Annotated in this window: 19 protein-coding genes and 1 other RNA gene; 6 read left to right on the plus strand and 14 right to left on the minus strand. The window is 69.9% G+C overall.

Translation table 11 applies throughout. The annotated features are described in order from the left end of the window. Nucleotides 1-1,298: 1,298 nt before the first annotated feature. The 7 genes from mraY to AncyloWKF20_RS13375 all read right to left on the minus strand — a co-directional run bounded on the left by mraY (nucleotide 1,299) and on the right by AncyloWKF20_RS13375 (nucleotide 9,476). Entirely contained in the window at nucleotides 1,299-2,384 is a 1,086-nt protein-coding gene (gene mraY / locus AncyloWKF20_RS13345) for a phospho-N-acetylmuramoyl-pentapeptide-transferase (RefSeq protein ID WP_267584960.1), read from the minus strand. A gap of 152 nt (nucleotides 2,385-2,536) precedes the next feature. Then, a complete protein-coding gene (locus AncyloWKF20_RS13350; RefSeq protein ID WP_279314517.1) occupies nucleotides 2,537-3,979 on the minus strand; it encodes a UDP-N-acetylmuramoylalanyl-D-glutamyl-2,6-diaminopimelate--D-alanyl-D-alanine ligase in 1,443 nt (480 codons plus the stop codon). Between the two features lie 5 nt (nucleotides 3,980-3,984). Beyond that, complete coding sequence (locus AncyloWKF20_RS13355) at nucleotides 3,985-5,469, minus strand: UDP-N-acetylmuramoyl-L-alanyl-D-glutamate--2,6-diaminopimelate ligase (RefSeq protein ID WP_279314519.1); 1,485 nt, start codon at nucleotides 5,467-5,469, stop codon at nucleotides 3,985-3,987. Nucleotides 5,470-5,547: 78 nt separating this feature from the next. Further along, nucleotides 5,548-7,236 carry a penicillin-binding protein 2 gene (locus tag AncyloWKF20_RS13360; RefSeq protein WP_279317971.1) on the minus strand — a complete coding sequence of 563 codons (1,689 nt, stop codon included), beginning with the start codon at nucleotides 7,234-7,236 and terminating at the stop codon, nucleotides 5,548-5,550. 123 nt (nucleotides 7,237-7,359) lie between these two features. Further along, nucleotides 7,360-7,956: a hypothetical protein gene (locus AncyloWKF20_RS13365; RefSeq protein ID WP_279314520.1), complete on the minus strand. Its 597-nt coding sequence runs from the start codon at nucleotides 7,954-7,956 to the stop codon at nucleotides 7,360-7,362. Nucleotides 7,957-7,965: 9 nt separating this feature from the next. Next, nucleotides 7,966-9,000, minus strand: coding sequence for a 16S rRNA (cytosine(1402)-N(4))-methyltransferase RsmH (gene rsmH / locus AncyloWKF20_RS13370; protein ID WP_279314521.1), 1,035 nt, complete (start codon nucleotides 8,998-9,000; stop codon nucleotides 7,966-7,968). Next, nucleotides 8,997-9,476, minus strand: coding sequence for a division/cell wall cluster transcriptional repressor MraZ (locus tag AncyloWKF20_RS13375; protein WP_267584955.1), 480 nt, complete (start codon nucleotides 9,474-9,476; stop codon nucleotides 8,997-8,999). The genes rsmH and AncyloWKF20_RS13375 overlap by 4 nt, the downstream gene beginning before the upstream one ends. A gap of 291 nt (nucleotides 9,477-9,767) precedes the next feature. On the opposite strand from AncyloWKF20_RS13375, the gene AncyloWKF20_RS13380 reads away from it, so the two are divergent. Next, nucleotides 9,768-10,568 carry an N-acetylmuramoyl-L-alanine amidase gene (locus tag AncyloWKF20_RS13380; RefSeq protein ID WP_279314522.1) on the plus strand — a complete coding sequence of 267 codons (801 nt, stop codon included), beginning with the start codon at nucleotides 9,768-9,770 and terminating at the stop codon, nucleotides 10,566-10,568. A gap of 371 nt (nucleotides 10,569-10,939) precedes the next feature. Then, a complete protein-coding gene (locus tag AncyloWKF20_RS13385; protein ID WP_279314523.1) occupies nucleotides 10,940-11,323 on the plus strand; it encodes a transglycosylase SLT domain-containing protein in 384 nt (127 codons plus the stop codon). Between the two features lie 81 nt (nucleotides 11,324-11,404). Here the strand turns inward: AncyloWKF20_RS13385 and AncyloWKF20_RS13390 are convergent, their stop codons facing one another. Further along, nucleotides 11,405-12,550: an alpha/beta hydrolase gene (locus AncyloWKF20_RS13390; RefSeq protein WP_279314524.1), complete on the minus strand. Its 1,146-nt coding sequence runs from the start codon at nucleotides 12,548-12,550 to the stop codon at nucleotides 11,405-11,407. Between the two features lie 171 nt (nucleotides 12,551-12,721). On the opposite strand from AncyloWKF20_RS13390, the gene AncyloWKF20_RS13395 reads away from it, so the two are divergent. The 3 genes from AncyloWKF20_RS13395 (at nucleotide 12,722) to dapB (ending at nucleotide 15,105) form a co-directional block, all read left to right on the plus strand. Continuing rightward, the gene (locus AncyloWKF20_RS13395; protein WP_279314525.1) at nucleotides 12,722-13,792 is read left to right on the plus strand and encodes a helix-turn-helix domain-containing protein; all 1,071 of its coding nucleotides are present in this window, start codon (nucleotides 12,722-12,724) and stop codon (nucleotides 13,790-13,792) included. Nucleotides 13,793-13,824: 32 nt separating this feature from the next. Further along, nucleotides 13,825-14,202: RNase P RNA component class A (gene rnpB / locus AncyloWKF20_RS13400), an RNA gene on the plus strand. Between the two features lie 96 nt (nucleotides 14,203-14,298). Next, nucleotides 14,299-15,105: a 4-hydroxy-tetrahydrodipicolinate reductase gene (gene dapB / locus AncyloWKF20_RS13405; protein ID WP_279314526.1), complete on the plus strand. Its 807-nt coding sequence runs from the start codon at nucleotides 14,299-14,301 to the stop codon at nucleotides 15,103-15,105. Between the two features lie 17 nt (nucleotides 15,106-15,122). Here dapB and AncyloWKF20_RS13410 read toward each other — a convergent pair whose 3' ends face one another. The 4 genes from AncyloWKF20_RS13410 to AncyloWKF20_RS13425 form a co-directional block, all read right to left on the minus strand. Continuing rightward, complete coding sequence (locus AncyloWKF20_RS13410) at nucleotides 15,123-16,688, minus strand: extensin family protein (RefSeq protein WP_279314527.1); 1,566 nt, start codon at nucleotides 16,686-16,688, stop codon at nucleotides 15,123-15,125. A 111-nt stretch (nucleotides 16,689-16,799) separates the two neighbouring features. Beyond that, on the minus strand, nucleotides 16,800-18,203 hold the full coding sequence (locus AncyloWKF20_RS13415) for an NAD(P)(+) transhydrogenase (Re/Si-specific) subunit beta (protein WP_279314528.1): 1,404 nt from the start codon (nucleotides 18,201-18,203) through the stop codon (nucleotides 16,800-16,802). A gap of 10 nt (nucleotides 18,204-18,213) precedes the next feature. Then, nucleotides 18,214-18,681 carry a proton-translocating transhydrogenase family protein gene (locus tag AncyloWKF20_RS13420; RefSeq protein WP_279314529.1) on the minus strand — a complete coding sequence of 156 codons (468 nt, stop codon included), beginning with the start codon at nucleotides 18,679-18,681 and terminating at the stop codon, nucleotides 18,214-18,216. Nucleotides 18,682-19,036: 355 nt separating this feature from the next. Continuing rightward, a complete protein-coding gene (locus AncyloWKF20_RS13425) occupies nucleotides 19,037-20,194 on the minus strand; it encodes a Re/Si-specific NAD(P)(+) transhydrogenase subunit alpha (protein ID WP_279314530.1) in 1,158 nt (385 codons plus the stop codon). 577 nt (nucleotides 20,195-20,771) lie between these two features. Here AncyloWKF20_RS13425 and pyk point away from each other — a divergent pair. Then, nucleotides 20,772-22,385: a pyruvate kinase gene (gene pyk, locus AncyloWKF20_RS13430; RefSeq protein WP_267584947.1), complete on the plus strand. Its 1,614-nt coding sequence runs from the start codon at nucleotides 20,772-20,774 to the stop codon at nucleotides 22,383-22,385. A 53-nt stretch (nucleotides 22,386-22,438) separates the two neighbouring features. Here pyk and AncyloWKF20_RS13435 read toward each other — a convergent pair whose 3' ends face one another. After that, nucleotides 22,439-22,987 (minus strand): GNAT family N-acetyltransferase, encoded by a 549-nt coding sequence (locus AncyloWKF20_RS13435; protein ID WP_279314531.1) that lies wholly within the window; start codon nucleotides 22,985-22,987, stop codon nucleotides 22,439-22,441. Between the two features lie 10 nt (nucleotides 22,988-22,997). Continuing rightward, nucleotides 22,998-24,020 (minus strand): murein L,D-transpeptidase, encoded by a 1,023-nt coding sequence (locus AncyloWKF20_RS13440; protein ID WP_279317972.1) that lies wholly within the window; start codon nucleotides 24,018-24,020, stop codon nucleotides 22,998-23,000. Nucleotides 24,021-24,307 lie beyond the last annotated feature (287 nt).

Below are 24,307 nucleotides of genomic sequence, written 5' to 3' on the forward strand. Positions count from 1 at the left end.
ACGTCGCCCTCCCCTCATTACGTCATCCCGGACGCCTCCTTCATGTGACGTCATCCCGGACGGCCGGAGGCCGATCCGGGATCGCGCGCGCTCGTTGACGCGGCCTCCCTCCCAGAACGCCGTCATCCCCGTCCCCGGACTTGATCCGGGGATCAGCCCGGGGATCCACGACTTCTGCCGGCGCAACGAGGAAGTCGTGGATGGCCGGGCCAAGCCCGGCCATGACGGTGCGCGGGGGTGATGAGCGCGGCCCGCGATCCCGGCTCTCCGGCTTCGCCTCCGGCCGGGATGACGACGGGATGGGACCGGGATGACGGCCCCTCTACAGCGTCATCCCGGACCGCCGAAGGCCGAGCCGGGATCGCGTGCCGCCAGTCGGTCCCGCAAACGCACCCGCACCAAAACCGCCCCACCGTCCCGCCCGCACCAAAACCCCCGCGCCGCTGTCGCGGCCGGGGCTCTGCGTCAGGCGCCGACTGCCCAAAGAAGGGCGCGCGGGGCACCGGGGCGGACGCCAACGGCGGCCGCCTGCACCTTTGTTTTAAAAGGTGGTGCAAGCCTTCACTCAGCCAACCGACGCGCCGCTCCCGGCGCCCCGCACGCGGTGTTTTGTGGCTTGCTTCGGGAGGCCCCTGGAGGAGTCAGACTTGCTATCCTCCACTGAAGGCGGCGCCCACGCGCTTGAAGGCGCGTAGCATCCCGCCCGTGAACGGCGCTACGCCGCACGGGAACACCCGACTTGGGCCGCGACGCCACCGGGTGCGTTACTCCCGCCGACGCCGCCACCGCCCCCATCCCCCACGCCGGCCGCTCCGGACGCACCCCTCGGTGAGGACAGGTGCGGGTAGGATGACGGAGATTGGGGTGTGTGTCTAGGTTTATTTTCCTAGGCGCTCTCTTGATCGCCGCCCCTGCTCGTCGCCGACCCTCTTTCCGTCATCCCGGACGGCCAAAGGCCGATCCGGGATCGCGTGCCGGCTCGTTCACGCGGCCTCCCTCCCAGAACGCCGTCATCCCCGGGCTTGGCCCGGGGATCCACGACTCGGGCCGGGCGCGGCGGTGGGAAGTCGTGGATGGCCGGATCAAGTCCGGCCATGACGGTGTGCGGGGGGGTGATGATGGCGCTCGATGAGCCCCATCGGCCAGCGATCCCGGCTCTCCGGCTTCGCGGAGCCTGCCCTTGGGCTTGCCGAAGGCAAGACCCGAGGGGCCGGGATGACGAATGGACGCCCGTGTCCCGGACGCTCGGAGCGTCAGCGGAGGGCGAGCCGGGATCGCGCGCCGGCTTGTGGCTCTTCTCAGCGCAGCTTCAGCGTGGAGAGGCCGATCAGCGCCAGAACGACGGCGATGATCCAGAAGCGGATGACGATCTGCGGCTCGGTCCAGCCCTTCTGCTCGAAGTGATGGTGGATCGGCGCCATCTTGAATACGCGCTTGCCGGTGAGCTTGAACGACGCCACCTGCACGATCACCGACACCGCTTCCAGCACGAACAGCCCGCCAATCACCGCCAGCACGATCTCATGCTTGGTGGCGACCGCGATTGTGCCGAGGAGGCCGCCCAGCGCCAGCGAGCCGGTGTCGCCCATGAAGATCTGCGCCGGCGGGGCGTTGAACCACAGGAAGCCGATGCCGGCCCCGATCAAGGCCCCGCAGATCACCGCCAGTTCGCCGACGCCGGCGACATAGTGGATCTGCAGATAATCAGCGAACAGCACGTTGCCCGACAGATAGGAGATCAGCCCGAAGCTGCCCGCCGCCACCATGACGGGAACGATGGCGAGGCCGTCGAGCCCGTCCGTCAGGTTCACCGCATTGCCGGCGGCGACGATGACGAAGGCGCCGAACACCACGAAGAACCAGCTCAGATCGACCAGCAGATCCTTGAAGAACGGGAAGGCCAGCGAGGAGGAGAGCGGCTCGCGGCCGATATGCATGATGACCACCGCGGCGATGCCGCCGATCAGGCCCTCAATGGCGAGGCGCGCCTTGCCGGAGAGGCCGTTATGGGTCTGCTTGGTGACCTTGAGATAGTCGTCATAGAAGCCGATCAGCCCGAAGCCGAGCGTGACGAACAGCACCACCCAGACATAGGGGTTGGACAGGTTGCCCCAGAGCACGGTCGCGACCATCAGCCCGGAGAAGATCATCAGCCCGCCCATGGTGGGCGTGCCCTTCTTGGTGAGCAGGTGCGACTGCGGCCCATCGGTGCGGATCGGCTGGCCCTTGCCCTGCTTCAAACGCAGCAGCGCGATGATCGCCGGGCCGAACATGAAGACGAAGAGCAGCGCGGTGATGATCGCCCCGCCGGTGCGGAAGGTGATGTAGCGAAAGACGTTCAGAGCCGGGAGGCTCTCCTGGAACTGGGCCAGCCATTGCAGCATCGGGTATCAACCTTCCGAAAGGGACGCGGGCCGGCACGGCGTGGTCACGGCGCGCCAGCGGGCGGGGCCATGCCCGCTGCCGGCAGAAAGTGCAAGAGGGCCCGCGACGGGAAGCGCGGCATCACCCGCGCCTCCCAACACCCGGACACCGCTCATTCCGGCGTATCCGCTGCCAGCAGCTCCGCGCTCGGCTTGAAACGCTCGGCCAGCGCCCGGGCGAGCACGCCCATGCGGCTGCCATTGGAACCCTTGACCGTGACCACATCGTCGGCGCGCAGCCGCTCGGCGACCTGCGGCAGGAGCGCGGCGGCGTCCGGCGCCCAGGCGCCGCGGCGGTTGTCTGGCAACGCCTCCCACAGGGAGCGCATCAGCGGTCCGGCGCAGAAGACGAGGTCGATCCCGGCGGTGGCGGGCGCGAGTTCGGCATGCATCGCCTCGCCCTGCGGGCCGAGCTCCAGCATGTCGCCGAGCACGGCGATGCGCCGCCCGCGTCCGCTCACCGGCATGCCGGCGAGCACGGCGAGCGCGGCGCGCATCGAGGCGGGATTGGCGTTGTAGCTCTCGTCGATCAACGTCGCGAGCCCACCCTTGACGGCGAGCCGCGTGCGCACGCCGCGCCCCGGCGGCGGGCCGAAACTGGCGAGCGCCATGGCGGCGAGCGCGAGATCGGCGCCGGCGAGCTTGGCCGCCGCCAGCACCGCCAGCATGTTCTGGATGATGTGCCGGCCGGGCAGGCCCACCTTGAAGCTGACGGTCTCGCCGAGAATATCGGCAGTGGCGGTCGAGCCATGCGGCTGGAGCGCGTGGGAGACGAGGCGCGCCTGCGCATCCGCCGATTCGCCGAAGCCGATGATGGTGGCGATGCCGGCTGCCTGTGCCGCCGCCGCCAGCCGGTCGAAATGCGGGTTGTCGCGGTTGAGCACCACCGCCCCGCCTGGCTCGACGCCGAGGAAGATCTCCGCCTTGGCGTCGGCGATGGCCTCGATGCTCGGGAACTGGGCGATATGCACCGGCTCGATGGTGGTGATGACCGCCACATGCGGGCGCACCATCCGGGTGAGCGGGGTGATCTCGCCGGCATGGTTCATGCCGAGCTCGAACACGCCATAGGCGCTGCCCGCCGGCAGGCGCGCCAGTGAGAGCGGCACGCCCCAGTGATTATTGTAGGAGGCCGCCGAGGCATGGGTCGGCCCGTCCGCTCCGAGGGCGAGCAGCAGCGCCTCCTTGGTCGTGGTCTTGCCGACCGAGCCGGTGACGCCGACGATGCGGGCGGCGCTGCGCGCGCGTGCCGCGCGACCGGCCGCTTCCAGCGCGCCGAGCACATCGTCCACCGCCAGCAGCGCCGCGCCCTCGGGCATCTCGGCGACGCGGGCGCGCTCGACGACGCAGAGGCTCGCCCTGGCATCGGCGGCCTTGCCGACATAGGCATGGCCGTCGCTATTGTCACCGCGAATGGCGAAGAACACGTCGCCCGGCTGGAGCGTGCGGGTGTCGATGGACACGCCACCGATCGCCGGGCCCGCGGCGCCCGCCAGCGTGCCGCCGGTGGCATCGGCCAGCGCCTGCGGCGTCCAGAGCGGCTCGGAGGCGGCCATGGCGATCACTCCTCGATGAATCCCGCCGCGACGTCGCGGTCGGAGAAGGGCAGCACGCGGTCGCCGATGATTTGGCCGGTTTCGTGACCCTTGCCGGCGATCAGCACGACATCCCCCGTCCCGGCCATGGCGATGGCGGCACGGATCGCCTCCGCCCGGTCGCCGATCTCGCGGGCGCCGGGGGCGGCGGCGAGCACGGCGGCGCGGATGCTGGCGGGGTCCTCGCTGCGCGGATTGTCATCGGTGACAATGGCCACATCCGCCTTCTCAGCCGCAATGGCGCCCATCAGCGGGCGCTTGCCCGTGTCGCGGTCACCACCGCAGCCGAACACGACGATAAGCCGGCCGGTGGCGTAGGGGCGCAGCGCGTCGAGCGCGTTGGCGAGCGCGTCGGGCTTGTGGGCGTAATCGACGAAGACACCGGCGCCCTTATGCGTGCCGACCAGTTCCAGCCGGCCGGGAACGCCCTCTAGCGTCTCCAGCGCGTCCAATGTCGCCGCGCGCGGACCGCCGGTGAGCAAGACGAGGCCGGCGGCGATCAGCGCGTTGGAGGCCTGGAAGGCGCCGACCAGCGGCAGCTTCAGCGTGCGGCGCTCGCCCTCCATTTCGATGTCGAGACGCTGGCCGAGCCCCTCATCCTGCCGCGCCAGCAGGGTGATGCCGGCCCCGGCATTGCCGATGCCGAGCACGTTCAGCTCATGCTCGGCGGCCACCTGCGCGACATGGCTTCCCTCGGTGGTATCGACCCAGATCGCCGCCCCGCCGCCGCGCGGGAGGAGCGCCCGGAACAGCCGCATCTTGGCCTCGAGATAGGCCTCCATGCTCGGGTGATAATCGAGATGGTCGCGCGACAGATTGGTGAAGGCCCCGGCAGTGAGGCGCACGCCGTCCAGCCGGTGCTGGTCGAGCCCGTGCGAGGAGGCCTCAAGGCACAGATGCGTCACGCCCTCCTGCGCCAGCTGGTGGAGCGTGCGATGCAGGGCGATGGGGTCGGGCGTCGTCAGCGACCCATAGACCGCGCCGGAGGGCGCGACGACGCCGAGCGTGCCCAGACTCGCGCTGGCATGGCCAAGCCGCGCCCAGATCTGACGGGTGAAGGCGGCGACGGATGTTTTCCCCGACGTGCCGGTGACCGCGACGATGGTGGCGGGTTGCTTGGGGAAAGCCCGCGCCGCCGCCAGCGCCACCGCGCGGCGGGCGTTGCCGACGCGGACATAGGAAATCGCCGGATCGAGCCCCGGCGCCTCGCTCTCGCCGACCACCGCGACGGCGCCGCGCGCCACCGCGTCACGCGCATAGGCCATACCGTCGGTCTTGGCTCCGGCGAGCGCGAAGAACACGTCGCCGGCGCGCGCCGTGCGGCTGTCGAGCACCGGCTCGGCGACATCGAGCGCGTGGTTGGCGGCGCTGTAATCGGCGTCGTCGCCGATCAGCTCACCCAGGGTGAGGCGGCGCGCGCAGTCGGCGGTGGGGCGGATCCGGTCGGGCATTCCCGTCGTCCTGTTGTCCAGCCTTGTCCGGCATAGCCGATTCCGCGCGCGCTGACGCTGCGGAAATCGGCGGTGCCGCTACTGGGCCTGCGCCAGCGTGTAGTTGGTCAGCAGGCTTTCCGCCGTCGGCACGTCGGTGCGCGGCATGATGCCGAGCATCGGGCCGATGCGGGAAATGATCTTGCCGGTGGTCGGCGCCGCGTTCCAGCCGGAGGTGGCGAAGCCATAGGTGCCTTCCACCGCCTGCGGTTCGTCGAGCATGACGAGGACGAGATAGTGCGGGTCGTCCATCGGGAACACGCCGGTGAAGGTGGTCAGCAGCTTGGTCTTGGAGTAGCGGCCATTGATGACTTTCTCCGCCGTGCCGGTCTTGCCGCCGGCGAACATGCCGGGCACGTTCACCTTCTTGGCCGAACCCTTCTCCGCGTTGAGCCGCAGCAGGTAGCGCATCTTGGCGCTGGTCTCGGGCTTGATGATGCGGGTGCCGAGCGCCTGCGCCTCTTCGGGCGTGCGCTTGAGGAAGGTCGGCGGGATCAGCATGCCGCCATTGACCATGGCGTTCACCGCCATCACCGCCTGGAGCGGCGCGACCGCAAGGCCGTGGCCGAAGGAAATGGTGGCGGTGTTCAGCTCGCCCCACCGCTTGGGCACGATCGGCGCGGCGCTTTCCGGCAGCTCGGTGCGCAGCCGGTCGAGCTGGCCGGCCTTCTTGAGGAACGCCTTGTGCGCGTCGACGCCGAGCGCCAGCGCCATCTTCGCCGTGCCAATATTGGACGAGACGAGGAAGACTTCCGGCAGCGTCAGCACGCGGTTTTCCGCGTGATAGTCATTGATGCGGAACTTGCCGAACTGCAGCGCGCCGCGCGCGTCCAGCGTCGAGTTGACGTTGAAGCGCCCGCTGTCCAGCGCCATGGCGAAGGTCAGCGCCTTGAAGGTCGAGCCCATCTCGAACACGCCGGTGGTCAGGCGGTTCAGGTTCTTCGGATCGAGCGAGCGGGCGGGGTCGTTGGCGTCGAAATCGGGCAGCGACACCATGGCGATGATCTCGCCGGTGCGCACATCCACCACCGTGCCGGCGGCGGCGATGGCCTTGAACTTCTCCTTGGCGGTGGACAGCTCGTCGCGCAGCACATGCTGGACGCGCAGGTCCATGGCGAGTTCGACCGGCTCCTGCTGGCGGTCGGAGGCGAAGCCGGCGAGGTGCAGGTCGGCAAGGCCGCGCGTGTCGATCCACTTCTCGACGCCGGCAATGCCCTGATTGTCGATATTGGTCGAGCCGAGCACATGCGCGCCCAGCGTGCCGCCGGGATAGACGCGGCGGTTCTCGGTCATGAAGCCGATACCGGGCAGGCCGAGATTGTGAATCTCGCGCTGCTGCTGCGGGGTGATCTCGCGCTTCAGCCAGACGAAGCCGCGATTGGAGGCCAGCCGCTGGCGGAGTTCATCGGCGTTGATGTCCGGCAGCACGGCGGTGAGCGCCTCCACCGCCTCGTCGACGTCGATCAGCCGGCGCGGCTCGCCGAACAGCGAGGAGGATTTCACGTCAGTGGCGAGCACGAGACCGTTGCGGTCGAGCACATCCGGCCGGGCCGAGGCCACCGCGTCGGAGGCGACGCCGCGCCGCGCCAGCGTGCCCTCGGGCGCCGAGGCGAACATGGCGAGGCGGCCGGCAATGCCGAGATAGACGCCGGAAAACACCAGCATGCACAGGATGATGCGGGCGCGCGCCACGGCGTGCGGCTCGGGCCGGCCACGGCCGGCGGCCATGCGGGCGGTGGCGATCAGACCGCGCAACAGCGTCGCCGGCAGCCGCAGCACAGCCCTCGGCAGCGCCTTGAGGCGAGCGGACAGGGAGGAGAGGAACGCAGCCATCAGGGCAACCTCCGGGAACTACTGGCCGACCGCGGCGGGCGGCAGGAGCGGACGCGCCGCGGCGGGATTGAGCGAACCGGCAAGCGAGCCCTGCGGTCCGGCAAAGCCGGGCCGCGACGGCGCCATATTGCCGGCGGCCGGCATGGCCGAGAGCGGCAGCGGCTGGCCGTTGCCGGTCGGTTCGGGCAGCGGCGCATCATCCGGCAGGCGGGCGACCGGGGTCGGCTTGGTGCGCGCCGCGCCGGGCGCCGGGGTCTTGGCCGCCGGCGGGGCCGGGTTGGGATTGGGGCCGTCCACCAGCGCCTCGATCATGCCGCCCAGCGCATCGGTGTTCTGCTCGGGCTTGGCCGGCAGGCTGGCGAGGCGGTCCATGTGATCGACATCGAGCGGGCGCATGTCGAGATGGTTCTCGGCCAGCGCCTGAATGCGGTCGGGCGCGGTGCGGCGGGCCCATTCGGCGTTGAGCAACGCGATGCGGTCGCGCTCGGCACGGATCTCGTCGCGCAGCTGGGCGATCTTCTGCGCCTCGGACGCGGCCGAATATTTGACGTGATAGACCGCGCCGGCCGCGGCGAGCAGGGCGATGAGCGAGACGGCATTGAGTACGCGGAACATGTCTCGACCTCAGCGGCGGCTTTTGGCGTCCGGGGTGGGCGGCAGGAGCGAGGCGAGATCGCCCGGCGCATGGGCGGGCGCCTCGGTGCGCTCGCCAGCCCGCAGCTTGGCGGAGCGCGCGCGCGGATTCACCGCCAGCTCCGCCTCGCCCGCCTCCACCGCGCCGCGCGCCACCAGCCGGAAGCTGGTCGGCGCGCTCACCGCGAGCGGCAGGTGGCGCGAGCCGGCATTGGCCTTGGCCCGGTTGGCGAGGAAGGTCTTCACGATGCGGTCTTCCAGCGAGTGGAAGGTGACGACCACCAGCCGCCCACCGGGCTTCAGCACCCGCTCGGCGGCGGTGAGCGCACGGGCGAGTTCGCCCAGCTCGTCATTCACCGCGATGCGCAGCGCCTGGAAGGTGCGCGTCGCCGGGTGCGGCTCATGGGGCTTGGCCCACACCACCTTGGCGACGATGTCGGCGAGTTGCAGCGTGCGGGTGATCGGCTCGACCTGCCGCGCGGCAAGGATGGCGCGGGCGACGGCGCGCGAATGGCGCTCCTCGCCGAAGCGGTAGATGAGATTGGCGAGATCGGTCTCGGAAAGCGTCGCCACGAGATCGGCGGCCGAGGGCCCCTCCTTCGACATGCGCATGTCGAGCGGCCCGTCGCGGCGGAAGGAAAAGCCGCGCTCGCCCTCGTCGATCTGCATGGAGGAGACGCCGATATCGAGCACCACGCCGTCGATCCGGCCGGTGAGATCCAGCCGTTCGGCCACCTCTTCCAGCTCGCTGAAACGCTCATGCACCAGGGTGAGCCGGCCGGCGCTCGCCTCGACCATGGCCTGCCCGCCGGCAATGGCGGTCGGGTCGCGGTCGATGGCGATGACGCGGCAATCGGCGGCGGCGAGAATGGCGCGGGTGTAGCCGCCGGCGCCAAAGGTGCCGTCGACATAGACGCCGCCATCCTCAGGCGCGAGATGGGTGACGACTTCCGCGAGCAGGACCGGCAGATGGCGGGCCGGTCCGCCGGCAGCGTCCGTCTCCGAACCGCCGCGACCCGCCATCATGCCCCCTCGGCGCGTGTGACACGCGCCGCCCCCTGAGACCCCAGCTCTTCCTTCAGCGCGCGCACCTTCGCCTTGGCCTCGGCCAGATGCGCCCGGAAGCGGCTGGGCTCCCAGATTCGAAACGAATCGCCGAGACCGACCAGCACGGCCTCGGTCGCGATCTGCGCGTGCGTCTTCAAGGTCTCGCTCAGCACCACCCGGCCCTCCGGATCGAGACGCAGCGTCTCGATCGATCCATAGAGCGCCGTGGCCAGCTCCTCGCGGGCCTCCGAATAGGGCGGATAGCGCTCGATCAGACTGTCGATCCCCGCCATCAGCCGCCCGCCGCCGGCCTGAAGGGCCGGCAGGTCGAGCGCGGGATGGCAATAGACATGCTCCAGCCCGTCGCGCGCGATCAGCGCCCGGAAGGGCGCGGGGATCGACATCCGGCCCTTGGAATCGAGCCGCATCGGATAGGTCGATACGAAACGATCCATCGGCTCCGGAAACTCCCGCGCCAGTCCACGCCTGCGCACACCACCCGGCAGTCGCACACAGCCTCGCGACGGGCGTCTTGAGGGCACCGCCGGCCGGGCTGACATGGAACTGCAACGGGATGATTTGGGATACCATGGGCTATGATGGGCGTCAATGGAACGGCCTTGGCGGAGACCTCCCAGGGCGCCATTGCCCAGGGTGATTCCCGCCGTGACCGGGGATTGCCGATTAACGCTCCATGAACCTTAAGAATCTGTTGAATCGGGCGCGCCGCGCGCTTAGCTCGCGTCATGACCGACGCTGCCGCCACCTTCCCCGCCGATTCCCCGCTTGCCGCCGAGGTGCTGCCCTCGCCGAACCATGGCGAGCGCGTGGGCGCGGGAGTAGGCTTGGCGCGGCCGGACATCCTGCTGCTGCACTACACCGGCATGGAATCGACCGCGCAGGCGGTGGACTGGCTGCGCAGCCCCGAGCGGCAGGTCTCGGCTCACTATGTCGTGTTCGAGGATGGCCGCATCGCTCAGCTCGTGCCGGAGGCGCGGCGGGCCTGGCATGCCGGGGTGAGCAGCTGGGGCGGGGCGCGCGACATCAATTCGCGCTCCATCGGCATCGAGATCGCCAATCCCGGCCATGATTTCGGCTACCCGCCCTTCCCCGCCATCCAGATCGAGGCGGTGACGGCGCTGTGCAAGGATATCCTCACCCGCCACCCCATCCCGCCCGACCGGGTGCTCGCCCATTCCGACGTCGCCCCGGCGCGCAAGAATGATCCCGGCGAAAAATTCCCGTGGGAGGTGCTGCACCGCTTCGGCGTCGGTCATCTGGTGGAGGAGACGCCGCCCGTCGATGGGCGCTTCTTCATGCGCGGCGAGCACGGCCAGCCGATCGAGGCGCTGCAGGCGATGCTGGCGCTCTATGGCTATGAGGTGCCGGTGAGCGGCACCTATTGCGAGCAGACGGAAGCGGTGGTGCGGGCCTTCCAGCGGCATTTCCGCCGCTCGCGGGTCGACGGCATCGCCGATGTCTCGACGCTGCAGACGCTGTACCGGCTCTGCATGTCCCGCCCCGAAACCGGCGCGAGCGACGCCTGAAATTTCGCCATGACTGAATGGGCGGCAATGCGCGACAGGAAGTTGCGCCCGAGGAGCCGTGCCCGCAACGAAAGGCCCTAAACGCCCAGGTTGCGCCGCAATAGGTGCGCACGCACCGCGACTCTTAGCGGACCGTTCATGTCTAGGGCGAGACATGGGCTGGCCGAGCCTCATTCGGGTCAGATTGTCGGGGCTTTTCGCCGGCCTCGTCATCATCCTGAAAAGGCAAAAACCCGGTAATGCTGATCTCGCGTCTCGTCTGTGCTTCGCTCATGGCTTCCTTCATCAGCCTGGGCGGCGCAACTTTCGCTCATGCCAAGTCGAACAACGATCGTTCGTCCTCGCTTGAGAGCCTACATTCGGAAACATCTGTGACGGGAGCGGATAGACTGGTCGCACTGGTCGACCGCGAGGCGAAGGCGAACGGCATTCCCGTCGCGCTGGCCCGCGCCGTGGTGCGCATCGAGAGCAACTGGAACGTGCGGACGACGGGACGCGCCGGTGAGGTCGGGCTCATGCAGATCAAGCACCAGACCGCGCGCGGCGTCGGCTACACCGGCACGCGGGCCGCGCTCTACGAGCCCGCCACCAATATCAAGTTCGGCATGCGCTACCTGGCCGGCGCCTATCGGCTGGCGGGTGGCGATACCTGCGGCACGGTCATGCGCTACCAGGGCGGCCATGGCGCCACCCGCATGTCCTCCGCCGCGCGGGCCTATTGCGGCAAGGCCCGCACCATCATGGCGGCCAATTAATCCGGGCGGACATCCTGCGAGCTTCGCGTGCAGGGCGGGCGGACGACAGGTTGTGCGTAGCGCCGCCCGCCCCGCGCGTGATCAGTTGCCCGGCGCCGCCGCGCTGAGGAAACGCCCGGCCCGCTCGATCACCTGCCGATGCACCTCGGCGCGGTCCGCCCCCACCGGATCGGCGCAGATCGGGTCCTCGCCCTCGGCCTTGAGCAGTTCCGGCGCCGCCGGCTTGCACAGCGCCAGGAAGCTGTAATGGTCGGCCGGCGCGATGGTCTCATGCACGAAATGCGGGATCCGCGCGGCGAAGTTGCCGCCGGTCGGGCCGACCTCTACCGCCTCCCAGACGGGATCGCCGAGGCTGATCACCTCGACCGGCACGGTGATGCCCTTGAGGCTCTCGGGCGTGTAGACCTTGGCCATGGCCGGATCGACCGCCACCACCTTTGAGAGGCGGGGATCGCGCAGATCCTGCTCGAACGGCTCCTTCGGCAGCTCGTTAAAGGCGACGCCGCCCTTGGAGAAGAACAGACAGTCCTTCTTGCCCTCGGCCGGCACGGCGCAGTAACGGGCGAAGGCGTCGCGGTCTGGCCGGGCGCCCGCCAGCGTCATCGCCGTCACCCCGCCAAGCGAGAAGCCGAGCACCGAGATGCGGCTGGTGTCGATATGCGGGCCGAGCTCCGGCTCGGCGAGCAGGCCGTCGAGCAACGCCCGCACATCCTGCGCCCGCTCCCAGTGCCGCACGCTGCGGCGGGGTGAACTGTCGCCCGAGGTGCTGCCGGGATGATTGACGCCGGCGACGATGAAGCCCTGCGCGGTCAGCCCGTTGGCCAGCCAGGACAGGCCGTCGATATTGCCGCCCGACCCGTGCGAGATCAGCACCAAAGGCAGCTTTCCGGCCGGATAGGGCGCGCCCATATAGGCCGGCGCGCCGATGAAGATGGCATTGTCGCCGACCGGCGCACGGTAGGTGCGCCCCTGCGTCGGGTACCAGACCGAGGCCTTGAGCGGCGCCCCGCGCAGCGGCGCGGGGATGTCGATCCGCTCATGGCCGGGGATCGGCGCGGCGGGGCTCGCAACGGAACCCGCCTCCTGCGCCGCCGCCGGAAGGCCGGAGATCGGCGCGAGAAGCAGGGCAAGCGCGAGGACCGGCAAGCCGGGGGCAAGGCGCGGGCGGTGCGGCAAGGAATGGCCGGCGCGAGGATGGGCAGTGGGCGTGGTCATGGGCGTGGTCATGGGGAGGTCTCCGTGGCGGGATGCCGGGGCCCACAGCAGCGAAAATCGCCCCGCGGCGAGACCTGAAACCGGATAGAGGTCGACAGGAACCGGCTTGAGGACGGAAGAGGAGGGCAGAGGTCGCTCCCTCCCCTCACCCGGCCTGCCCACTCCCCCGCCACCGAGCCCGCCATGCCCGACGCCGCCCTCGCCGCCATGCCCGCCTTCCCCGTTTCGGTCTTCGCCGCGGCGCTGCTGCTGTATCTGCTGCTGCGGCTCGTGCTGCGCGGCGAGGGCAATGGCTGGCAGCGCGCGCTGGTGGGGCTCGCGGCGATGCAGTCGCTCATCGTCGCCGGCACGCAGCATTACGGCATCGAGGCGCTGCGCCCGGTCCAGCCGGTGACGGCGACGCTGGTGCCGGCCGCCGCCTATCTCGCGTTTCTCGCCAGCGCGGTGCGGCCGATCGATCCGGCGCGGGACTGGGTGCATCTCGGCGGGCCGGTGTTCACCGCCTTCTGCCTTGCCTTCGCGCCGGCGACGCTCGACGCGGTGATCGTCCTCGTCTTCCTCGCCTATGGCGGGGTGATGCTGCTCGCCTTGCGCGGCGGCGAGGATGCGCTGCCGCGCATCCGGCTGGAGAGCGGCGGCCCCTCGCTCACCGCCTGGCGTCTGCTGGCGCTCTTGCTGATCGGCTCGGCGCTCAGCGACCTCGCCATTACGCTGGCCGATCTCGCCGGTGCCATGGCCTGGCGCGGCGCCATTGTCAGCCTGACCTCCTCGCTGCTCATGCTGGCGCTGGGCCTCGCCGGACTGGAGCGCGCCGGCGACGAGCCCCAGGGCGAGGCGGCCGAGGACGACGCCAGGCCGGAAACGCCCGCCGCCGATGCCGCGACGCTGGAGGCTGACCGCGCGCTGGTCGCCCGGGCGCGCGCGGTGCTGACCGCCCAGAAGCTCGCCGCCGACCCGGACCTTACGCTGGCCCGTCTCGCCCGCCGGCTCGGCGTGCCGGCCAAGGCGCTGTCGGCGGCGGTGAACCGGGCCGAGGGGCACAATGTCAGCCAGTTCGTCAATGCGGTCCGCGTCGAGGCGGCCTGCGCCGACCTCGCCACCGGCGCCCCGGTGACGCAGGCCATGCTGGATGCCGGCTTCCGCACCAAATCCAACTTCAACCGCGAATTTCGCCGCCTCACCGGCCTCAGCCCGACCGAATGGCGGGCGAAAGGCGCGCCGCCTGCCACGGGAGAGACGCCGCCGCGCCCTTGACGGCGCCCGCCGCCTCCCCCATTGCTGCCCCGCCAGCCGGCCGGACGGCCGCGTCATCGCAAGATGCCGAGGAAAGTCCGGGCTCCACGGAGACACGGTGCCGGATAACGTCCGGCGGGGGCGACCCCAGGGAAAGTGCCACAGAAATCAGACCGCCACGGGTTCGCCCGCGGCAAGGGTGAAACGGTGCGGTAAGAGCGCACCGCGCGTCCGGCAACGGAGGCGGCAGGGCAAACCCCACCGGGAGCAAAGTCGTATAGGGGTGGCGCGAGGTTCGCCTCAGGTCCCGTCTTCGGACAGCCGCCCGGGTTGACTGCTCGAGGCGCCAGGCAACTGGCGTCCCAGAGGAATGGCCGTCGCGCGGGAGCAATCCCGCCTTACAGAACCCGGCTTACAGGCCGGCTGGCACCCATTCTCCCCCGCAAGGGCTTCAAGCCCTGCCCTTCCGGCACATGGCCGGGCGGCGCCGGCTTTGCTATGCCTTCCGGCAACCAAGGGGACATCGCATGATCCGCATCATTCTCGCAGGCGCCACCGGCTGGGTCGGCCGCGCCCTCGTGCCCGCCATCACCAAGGCTGCCGATCTCGAACTCGTGGCCGCCATCTCGCGCAACCATGCCGGCACCGATCTCGGCGTCGCGCTGGACGGCAAGCCCTCCGGCGTGCCGGTCTTCGCCCGCATCGAGGAGGCGCTCGCCACCCCGGCCGATGTGCTGATCGACTACACCAAGCCCAATGTGGTGAAGGCGCATGCGCTCGCCGCGCTGAAAAGCGGGCTGCATGTCGTCATCGGCACGTCGGGCCTCGGCGCGGCCGATTATGCCGAACTCGACACGGAAGCCAGCGCGCGCGGGCGCGGCGTGCTCGCCGCCGGCAATTTCTCGGTGACGGCGACGCTGCTGAAGCGCTTCACGCTGGAAGCCGCCAAATATGTCGCCGATGTCGAACTCATCGACTACGCCTCCGCCGGAAAGCCGGACGCCCCTTCCGGCACCGGCCGCGAACTGGCCGAGGCGCTGGCCGGCGTGCGGCAGGCGGCCACCAGCCGCCCGGTTTCCGAGGTGGTCGGCGTGCCGGAGACGCGCGGCGGCGCCTTTGGCGAGGGCGCGACGGAAGTGCGGGTGCACGCACTGCGCCTGCCCTCCTTCGTGCTCGGCGTGGAGGCGATCTTCGGCGCGCCGGATGAGCGCCTCACCATTCGCCACGATGCCGGTTCCTCGGCCGCGCCCTATGTCGCCGGCACGCTGCTCGCCACGCGCAAGGTCAGCGGCTGGACCGGGGTGCGGCGCGGCCTCGACACGCTGCTGGACTGAGCGCCGCTTCGCCGGACTCAGTCCGTACCGCCCTCGCCCTCCGGGCCGGGGATCGGGCTGGCGAAGCGCCGCTCATTGGTGAAGGAGCGCACATTGCTCGATGCGGCCGTGCCGGTCGAGCCGGTCGGCGTGGTGTCGAGCCCCAGCCATTTGGCCAGCGGAATGCCCGCCGGCGGCAGCGGCACGCCGGGCGGCCGCGTCGTGCCCGGCGCGGGTTTGGGCGCCGCGGCGGGTTTTGGCGCAGGCGCGGGGTAGCTTTGCGCCGGGTAACCCTGCGCGGGGTAGCCCTGTGCGGGGTAGGTTTGTGCGGGTTGGGTCGGGTAGCCCTGCGCCGGATAGGCCGACGGCGCCGGCTGGGCGGGATAGCCCCCCGTCGGATAGCCCCCGGTGGGATACCCCCCCGCCGGGTAGCCCTGCGGCGGATAGGCCGGCTGAGCGGGATAGGCTTGCTGACTGGGATAAGCTTGCTGGCTCGGATAACCCGCCGCCGGACGCGCGGCGGGCGGCGGCGTGGTCGGCGCGCGGTAATTCGGATCGACGCCGTGCCCGTAAGCCCCGCCGGAACCGGGCTGCGGCGTCAGCGGCATCGGCTCGCCCGGCGCGGCGAGCGGCGCCGGCGCCGCGGCCGGCAGGCGGGCGGGCTGGACTGGCGCGCCCAGTCGCGCAGGGCCGGGCGCAAGGTTGGCGGGGGCAGCATTTGCCGGCGCGCGGGCCACGGGAGCGGGATAGGCCGCCCCCGGGTAAGACGCGGCCGGATAGGACGAGGCCGGATAGGACGAGCCTTGCGCGGCGGCGGGCGCGCTGCCTGGGCCGAAATCCTCCTGCGTCCCCGCCTCGGCTTCGCCGGAATCGACCATGGGCCCGAGCGGGCGAGCCATGGGCGGCGCCTTGAACACCGGCAGATTCGGCGGGCGCGGCGGCGCGACATTCGGGTTGCACGAGGTGCGCCCGGCGCGGCGCATCAGGTCCACATGGATGTGGTCGTAATGATAGATGTTGTAGCCCGGCCCGAGCGTGGTGGTGAAACGCCGGCAGCCGGTCGCCTGCACGGTGCGCAGAAAACCCTGCTCGTCCGGGCGGCCCTTCCAGCCGGTCTTGACCAGGATGATGCGCCCGTCGGCCAGTTCGAAGCCGCCAATGTCCAGCGCATTGCCGAAGGCATGTTCGGAGATCTTGCCCGCCGGCCCGCCATTCATGTTGCGGCAGGAATAGGAGGACATCTGCTTCACCTTGGCCACGGGCTGGCCGAACCAGGCCATGGCGGCGGGCTGTATGTCCTCGGCCATCCAGCGGTCGACGGCCGATGTCATCGGGCAGGCCAGCGTCGCCTTGGGCGCCACCTCGACCGTGCCCTGATTGAGCGCCATCACCCGGAAGGGGTGGTCCATGCCGCAAGTGCCGGCCCCGTCGATCTCGCGCATCGGCACGATGTAGGCGGAGGGCTTGACCTCGCCCCCCGCCAGGCACCGTTCCTCAGCGTCCGAGCGCCAGGGTTCGCGCCGATCGAACAGCCCGAACTTGCAACCGGAAAGCCCCAGAAGGACGAGCGGGGCTACGAGAAACCAGGATACGCCGCGCGTCATGGGCGCAAGCTAGGCCGAACTTGGTTGACAGCCGGTTAAGCAAGACCAAGCACAAACAAAAACGGCCGGAGGAGATCCCCCGGCCGTTATTTCGATTTTTTAACTAACCCCTCAATGGCCGAGGTTCTTGACGATGTCCTCGACCATCTTCTTGGCGTCGGCGAAGAGCATCATGGTGTTGTCGCGGAAGAACAGCTCGTTCTCGACGCCCGCATAGCCGGCCGCCATGCCGCGCTTGATGAACAGCACGGTCTTGGCCTTTTCCACGTCCAGGATCGGCATGCCGTAGATCGCCGAGGTCGGGTCGGTCTTCGCCGCCGGGTTGGTCACGTCGTTGGCGCCGATGACGAAGGCCACATCCGCCTGCGCGAACTCCGAGTTGATGTCCTCGAGCTCGAACACCTCGTCATAGGGCACGTTGGCCTCGGCCAGCAGCACGTTCATGTGCCCGGGCATGCGGCCCGCCACCGGGTGGATGGCGTACTTCACCTCGACGCCCTCGTCCTTCAGCCGGTCCGCCATCTCGCGCAGCGCGTGCTGCGCCTGCGCGACCGCCATGCCGTAGCCGGGCACGATGATGACCTTGGCCGCGTTCTTCATGATGAAGGCCGCGTCCTCCGCCGAGCCCTGCTTGACCGGCCGCGTCTCGACCGCGCCCGCCGGGCCTGCCGCGGCGTCGCCGCCGAAGCCGCCGAGGATCACCGAGACGAAGCTGCGGTTCATGCCCTTGCACATGATGTAGGACAGGATCGCGCCGGAGGAGCCGACCAGCGCGCCGGTGATGATCAGCGCCGTGTTGCCAAGCGTGAAGCCGATGCCCGCCGCCGCCCAGCCGGAGTAGGAGTTCAGCATCGAGACGACGACCGGCATGTCCGCCCCGCCGATCGGGATGATCAGGAGGCCGCCGAAGATCAGGCTGGCGATGACGATCAGCCAGAACACGGTGTGGCTCTCGGTCACGGTGAGCACGCCGATCAGCACCACGATCAGCGCGGCCAGCGCGATGTTGATGAAGTGGCGCGCCGGCAGCAGGATCGGCTTGCCGCTCATATTGCCGTTGAGCTTGGCGAAGGCGATCACCGAACCGGTAAAGGTGATGGCGCCGATGGCGACGCCGAGGCTCATCTCGATCAGCGCCTGGGCGTGGATCTCGCCGGGCAGGCCGATGTTGAAGGCTTCCGGCGCGTAGAGCGCGGCCGCCGCCACCATCACCGCGGCCAGGCCCACCAGCGAGTGGAAGGCCGCGACCAGCTGCGGCATCTGCGTCATGGCGATGTTCTTGGCGATATAGGCGCCGGCGCCGCCGCCAATGGCGAGGCCGCCGATCACCAGCGCCCAGCCGCCCAGACCCGCCGGCGGCGAGGCCGCGAGCGTCGTCAGGATGGCGATGGTCATGCCGACCATGCCGAACAGATTGCCCTGGCGCGAGGTGGCGGGGCTGGAGAGCCCGCGCAGCGCCATGATGAACAGGACGCCCGAGACGAGGTAGAGCAGCGCGACGATATTGGCGTTCATCGGGGCGCCCTCACTTCTTCTTCGAGTACATGGCGAGCATGCGGCTGGTCACCAGGAACCCGCCGAAGATGTTCACCGCCGCCAGAATGAGGCCGAGGAAGCCGAAGCCCCGCGCCCAGCCCGTGCCTTCCGCCACCGTGTCCACGCCGACCGCCAGGAGCGCGCCGACCACGATCACCGAGGAGATGGCGTTGGTCACGCTCATCAGCGGCGTGTGCAGCGCGGGCGTCACCGACCACACCACGTAATAGCCGACGAACACCGCCAGCACGAAGATGGCGAGGCGGAACACGAAGGGGTCGATCGCCCCGCCCGACAAGGCGTGCGCCGCGTTCCCCGCGATCTCCGCATAATGCTGGGCCGCCGCGTCCGCATAGGCCTGCGCCGCCTCCGCCGCCTGCCGCGCCACTTCCGCGGCGGTGCGCGCGCCCTCCACCGCGTTCTGGGCGATCGGATCGCCCGCTACCGGATTGGCCATGTCCTAATCCCCTGAAGCCTCGACGCCGGGTCGCTGCATCTGCCGCGCCGCGACCGGCCTGTCCCCTGAAGGTGCCGGGCGCAACCGCCCGGATGTTGGTCGTATGGGCGCAAAGCGCCTGGAAGGTCCGGCGTGTTGGCCGCCCATTCCACCCGGCCCTGTCCGGCCATCCCCACCCCTCCGGCCGTCATCCCCGGGCTTGACCCGGGGATCCATGACCGGGCGCACCATCCTGCGGCGGCGCCCCGTCGGGCCGGCTGGATCCCCGGGTCAAGCCCGGGGATGACAAGGTGGTGGAGGGCGGACGATCCCGGCGCGGCCTGCGGCCCTCCGGGATGACGGCGGAAGGACGGCCTCAGGCCGCGCTCGCGGCCGCCTCGGCCGGCTTGAAGTTCGGGTGCACGATGGCCCCGTCCTTGGTCAGCAGCGTCGCCTTCACCAGCTCGTCGTCCCACTTCACGGCAAGGGCCTTCGACCCCTTGTCGATCAGCGTCTCGACGAAGGCGTAGAGGTTCTTGGCGTAGAGCTGCGAGGCGGTCGCCGCGAGGCGCCCGGGCACGTTGAGATGGCCGACGATCTTGACGCCATTGTCGGTCGTCACGACTTCGCCCGGCACCGCGCCGACCACATTGCCGCCGCGCTCCACCGCGAGGTCGACGATCACCGAGCCCGCCTTCATCGCCGCGACCATCTCGGCCGACACCAGCTTGGGGGCCGGACGGCCGGGGATCAGCGCCGTGGTGATGACGATGTCCTGCTTGGCGATGTGGCTCGCCGTCAGCGCCGCTTGCTTCGCCTGATACTCCGCCGACATCTGCTTGGCGTAGCCGCCCGCCGTCTCGGCCTGCTTGAACTCCTCGTCCTCGACCGCGATGAACTTCGCCCCGAGAGACTCGACCTGTTCCTTCGCCGCCGGGCGCACATCGGTCGCCGACACCACCGCGCCGAGGCGCCGGGCGGTGGCGATCGCCTGAAGGCCCGCGACCCCCGCGCCCATGACGAAGACGCGCGCCGCCGGCACCGTGCCGGCCGCCGTCATCATCATCGGGAAGGCCCGGCCGAACTCGGCGGAGGCGTCGATCACCGCGCGGTAGCCGGCAAGGTTCGCCTGCGAGGACAGCACGTCCATCACCTGCGCGCGGGTAATGCGCGGCATCAGCTCCATGGCGAACAGGCTGGCGCCCGTCGCCGCGATCTCGGCAAGAGCCGCCTCGTTGCCATAGGGGTCGGCGATGGCGATCACCAGCGCGCCGGGCTTCACGCCCTTGAGCGCCGCCGCCTCCGGCCGGCGCACCGCCAGCACGACATCCGCGCCGGCCACCGCCGCCGCATTATCCGCCGCAATGCTCGCCCCGGCGCCGGAAAACTCCGCATCGCTCACGCCCGAAGCGAGCCCCGCCCCCGACGCAACCACAACCTCCGCCCCCAGACCCACAAACCGCTTCACCGTCTCCAAAGACGCCGAAACCCGTGGCTCTGTCGCGGCCGTTTCCTTCAACACGGAAAGGCGCATATCTTCCTCCTCCCGAAGGCCGTTTCGTCGGCTGTTATTCGCTTGTCGACCGCACCGGCGTTGGCGGCACCGGGCATGAGGTGGCCCCCGGCGGTCTCTCGCGGAAGCCGCCGCCGCCCGGTCGCCAGCGGCGCACACGGGAAGCCGGTCGGCCTCACCCCGAATTGGTATACAGAATTCCGAATGCCAGCAAGATGATTCCGTCAGCCCGTCGCGAAGATGGTTGACGACCTCGGCCTCGCATGGGAACCACAGGCCGTGCGCGCCATCGGCGCGCCGCCACGGGTGCCAGAGCACCCGCCTCCTTCGGCCCCGGGGCGCCAGGTCGTCCCGCCGGAGGCTTCACGCGATCCGACACGAGGCAAAGGTGCCAGAGCGCCTGCGATGCACGTCCAGTAAGGGCGGAAGTCACCGACAGGTCAAGCGCGCCGCCTCGCTGTCCCCGCGAAGAATTGAACGCCGCGTCGCGGTAGAGACACGTTGCAGTGCAAGATAACACGCCAGAGACAGCGGCGGTGTTTTGGTCCATATGAAGGCGTGCCGGCGACCAGCGGCGCACGCCACGACGGAGGATGACATGGTGATCAGGCGGGAACGCGCGACGAAGATCGTGGCGACCCTTGGACCCGCTTCTTCGAGCCCGGAGATGATCAAGGCCCTTTACATGGCCGGCGTCGACGTCTTCCGGCTCAATTTCAGCCACGGCACGCAGGAGAACCACGGCCGTGTGCTCGGGGCCGTACGTGCGCTGGAAGCCGAGGTCGGCCGTCCCATCGGCGTGCTCGCGGATCTGCAGGGCCCGAAACTTCGCCTCGGCAAGTTTGTCGACGGCGCCATCACCCTCACCGCCGGCACCACGATCCGCTTCGACGCCGACCCGACGCCGGGCGACGAGAAGCGCGTGCCGATCCCCCATCCCGAGATTCTCGAAGTCCTGCACGAAGGTTCGACCGTGCTGCTCGACGACGGCAAGGTCCGGGTGCGCGTGGTCAAGAAGGGCAATGGCTTCATCGAGGCCCAGGTGATCGCCGGCAATCGGCTGTCCAACAATAAGGGCTTCAACGTTCCCGACGTCGTGCTGCCGGTCTCGGCGCTGACCGACAAGGACCGCTCCGACCTGTTCTTCGCCCTCGACCTCGGCGTCGAGTGGATCGCGCTGTCCTTCGTGCAGCGCCCGGAGGATGTGATCGAGGCCAAGGAACTGATCCAGGGCCGCGCCCAGATCAACCTGAAGCTTGAGAAGCCGCAGGCGGTCGAGCACCTCACCCGCATCACCGAGCTGTCGGACAGCATCATGGTGGCGCGCGGCGATCTCGGCGTCGAGCTCTCGCTGCCGGAAATCCCGGCGCTGCAGAAGCGCGTCATCCGCGAATCGCGCCGCCTCGGCAAGCCGGTGATCGTCGCCACGCAGATGCTGGAATCGATGATCTCCGCCCCGGTGCCGACCCGCGCCGAGGTGTCCGACGTCGCCACCGCCGTCTATGATGGCGCCGACGCGGTGATGCTCTCCGCCGAAAGCGCCGCCGGCCAGTACCCGGTCGAGGCGGTCGCGATGATGGACCAGATCATCAAGAACGTGGAGCGCGACCCCGGCTACCGCGCCATCATCGAATCGCAGCGCCCGGAGGCCGGCACCACGGTCGCCGACGCGGTGACGCACGCGGCCTATCAGGCGGCGATGTCGGTCGATGCGGCGGCCATCGTCACCTACACGCTCTCCGGCACCACCACGCTGCACGCCGCGCGCGAGCGGCCGCGCGTGCCGATCGTCGGCATTGCCAGCCAGCTCTCCACCGCCCGCCGGCTGGTGCTGTCCTATGGCGTGCATGTCGTCCATGCGCCGGAGGAGATCCACACCTTCGGCGAGATGGCGACCAAGGCGACGCAGGTCACGCTGGAGCACGGCTTCGCCAAGGAGAATGACCGCATCGCCATCACGGCGGGCGTGCCCTTCGCGACGCCGGGCACCACCAACGTGATGCGCCTCGTCACCATCGACAAGGTGATGCTGGCCCGCCTGCCCGGCAACAAGCCGGCGGAAGCGGCCAAGCCCCGCGCGGCCGCCCGCGAGAATCGCGGCGGCGCCGTCACCCGCTCCAAGCCTGTCGCCAAGGGCGGCAAGGGTGCGGGCGGCGCCGGCAAGCCCGGCGAGCGTCGCGGCGGCAATGGCGGCGCGCGCCGTCCGGCCTGAGGCTGACCTCCCCGACCAACAGAAAGGCCCTCCGCATGGAGGGCCTTTTTGTTTCAGAGCTCGGTCTTGGGAGATGGCAGGCAGGTCGCGCCCGCGCCCAGCGGCCGCTGCATCAGCACCGAATCGAGCCAGCGGCCGAATTTGAAGCCGACATCGCGGAACACCCCGACCGGCGCGAAGCCGTGGCGGCTGTGCAGGGCGATGGAGCCGGCATTGGCGCTGTCGCCGATCACCGCCACCATCTGCCGCCACGGCCCGGCCTCGCAGCGGGCGATCAGCGCGCCCATCAGCGCCGTGCCGATGCCCTGCCCGCCATGGCCCGGCGCGACATAGACGGAGTCCTCAAGCGTGTGGCGATAGGCGGGGCGGGGCCGGTAAAGCGTGGCGTAGCAATAGCCGACGACACCCTCGCCCGTTTCCGCCACCAGATAGGGCAGGCCATGGGCGAGGATGGCGGCGCGGCGGGTGTTCATCTCGTCGAGGGTCGGCGGCACCTCCTCGAAGGAGGCGGTGCCGGTCAGCACATGATGGGCGTAGATCGCCTGCACGGCGGCCATGTCAGCGTCAGTCGCCGCGCGCACGTGGACCCCGAGCGAACTCACCCCAGCTGGCCTATTGAAGCGCGGCGGTCGCGGCCGGCGTGCCGAGAGACGCCGCAGCCGGCGCACTGGCGGGCGCGGGGCTGCTCGCCGGGGCTGCCGCGAGGGCGCGACCGGAATAGGGATCGGCCAGCGCCGCGTCGGGCTGGCTGACCGGGATCTTGCGCGAGGTGAAGGCGGCGAGCTTTTCCGGGCCGGAGGAGCGCAGAATATCGCGGAAGCTGCGGTGCATACCGCCATCGACATAGGCCGGCGCGGGCGGAATGGCCGCCGCGAGCGCCGCCGCCTCGGCATCCTCCGCCGCCTGGCGCTGCTTCACCGCCTCGGCCACCTCGACGCTGCCGGGCACCGCCGGGCAGGGGCCGAGCGGATTCAGCGTCGCATCGAACGGCGTCGGGCCGTCATTGAAGCGGTAGCGCCCGGCGCAGGCGGTCACCGTCGGCGGGCGGCGGGTGACGTTGAAATACTCCACGCCCTCCTGAAGGTTGCGCCAGAAAGCGAGGTTCGGGTCGCGCCGATGCGCGGCGAAATTGGCTGGCGTCATGCGGAAGGGCAGCGCCTGAACCTGGAAGCTCTGCTGCCCGCCCTTCAGCGCCTCGCGGGCGATGGCGTAGATTTCCGTCACGCCATTGTCGGTCATGGCGTAGCAGCCGGCCGAGGTGCAGGCGCCGTGCACCATCAACGCGCTGCCGGTGTAGCCGAGCGCGGATTCCAGCTGGTTCGGGTAGCCGAGATTGAAGGAGAGATAATATTGCGAGCGCGGGTTGAGCTGCGCCGGCGTGACCTCATAGAACCCCTCCGGCGCCTGCCGGTCGCCCTCGCGGGTCTTCGGGCCGAGCTTCCCGGACCAGCGGCACATCGGGTAAGTCTTCAGGAGCGCGTATTGGCCGGTGCGGGTGCGCTTCCACACCTCGAGCTCGCTCTCCTGCTTGTAGATGCGGATCATGATCGGGTCTTCGGGCGTCATGCCCTTCTTGGTCATGTCCGCCACGATGGCCGGGCTCAGCGGCACCGAGCCGCGATCATCCGAATCCATGGACGCGCAGCCACCCAGGGCCGCGGCAAGGCCGAGAACAAGCAAAAGGCCCAGCCGGGCCATCAGTCTGGTCGAACGCACACTCAAGCTCCCGACGGCGATCCGCTGTGCGCGGGGCCTGCCCGGCGTCACCTGCGGAACACCGATGCCGGCCGTCATCCCGCCCATCATGGTTTGCCATTCATGAAGAAAGTGGCACCACGGCGACCTCCCCTACCCGCCAAAGCTTGCGCGGCAAGGATCCGCACCGTCTTGCGCGGGCCCGCTCACGCCATCGTGACCCGCGC

Origin of the sequence: Ancylobacter sp. WKF20 (genome assembly GCF_029760895.1) — a bacterium.
Taxonomy (GTDB): domain Bacteria; phylum Pseudomonadota; class Alphaproteobacteria; order Rhizobiales; family Xanthobacteraceae; genus Ancylobacter.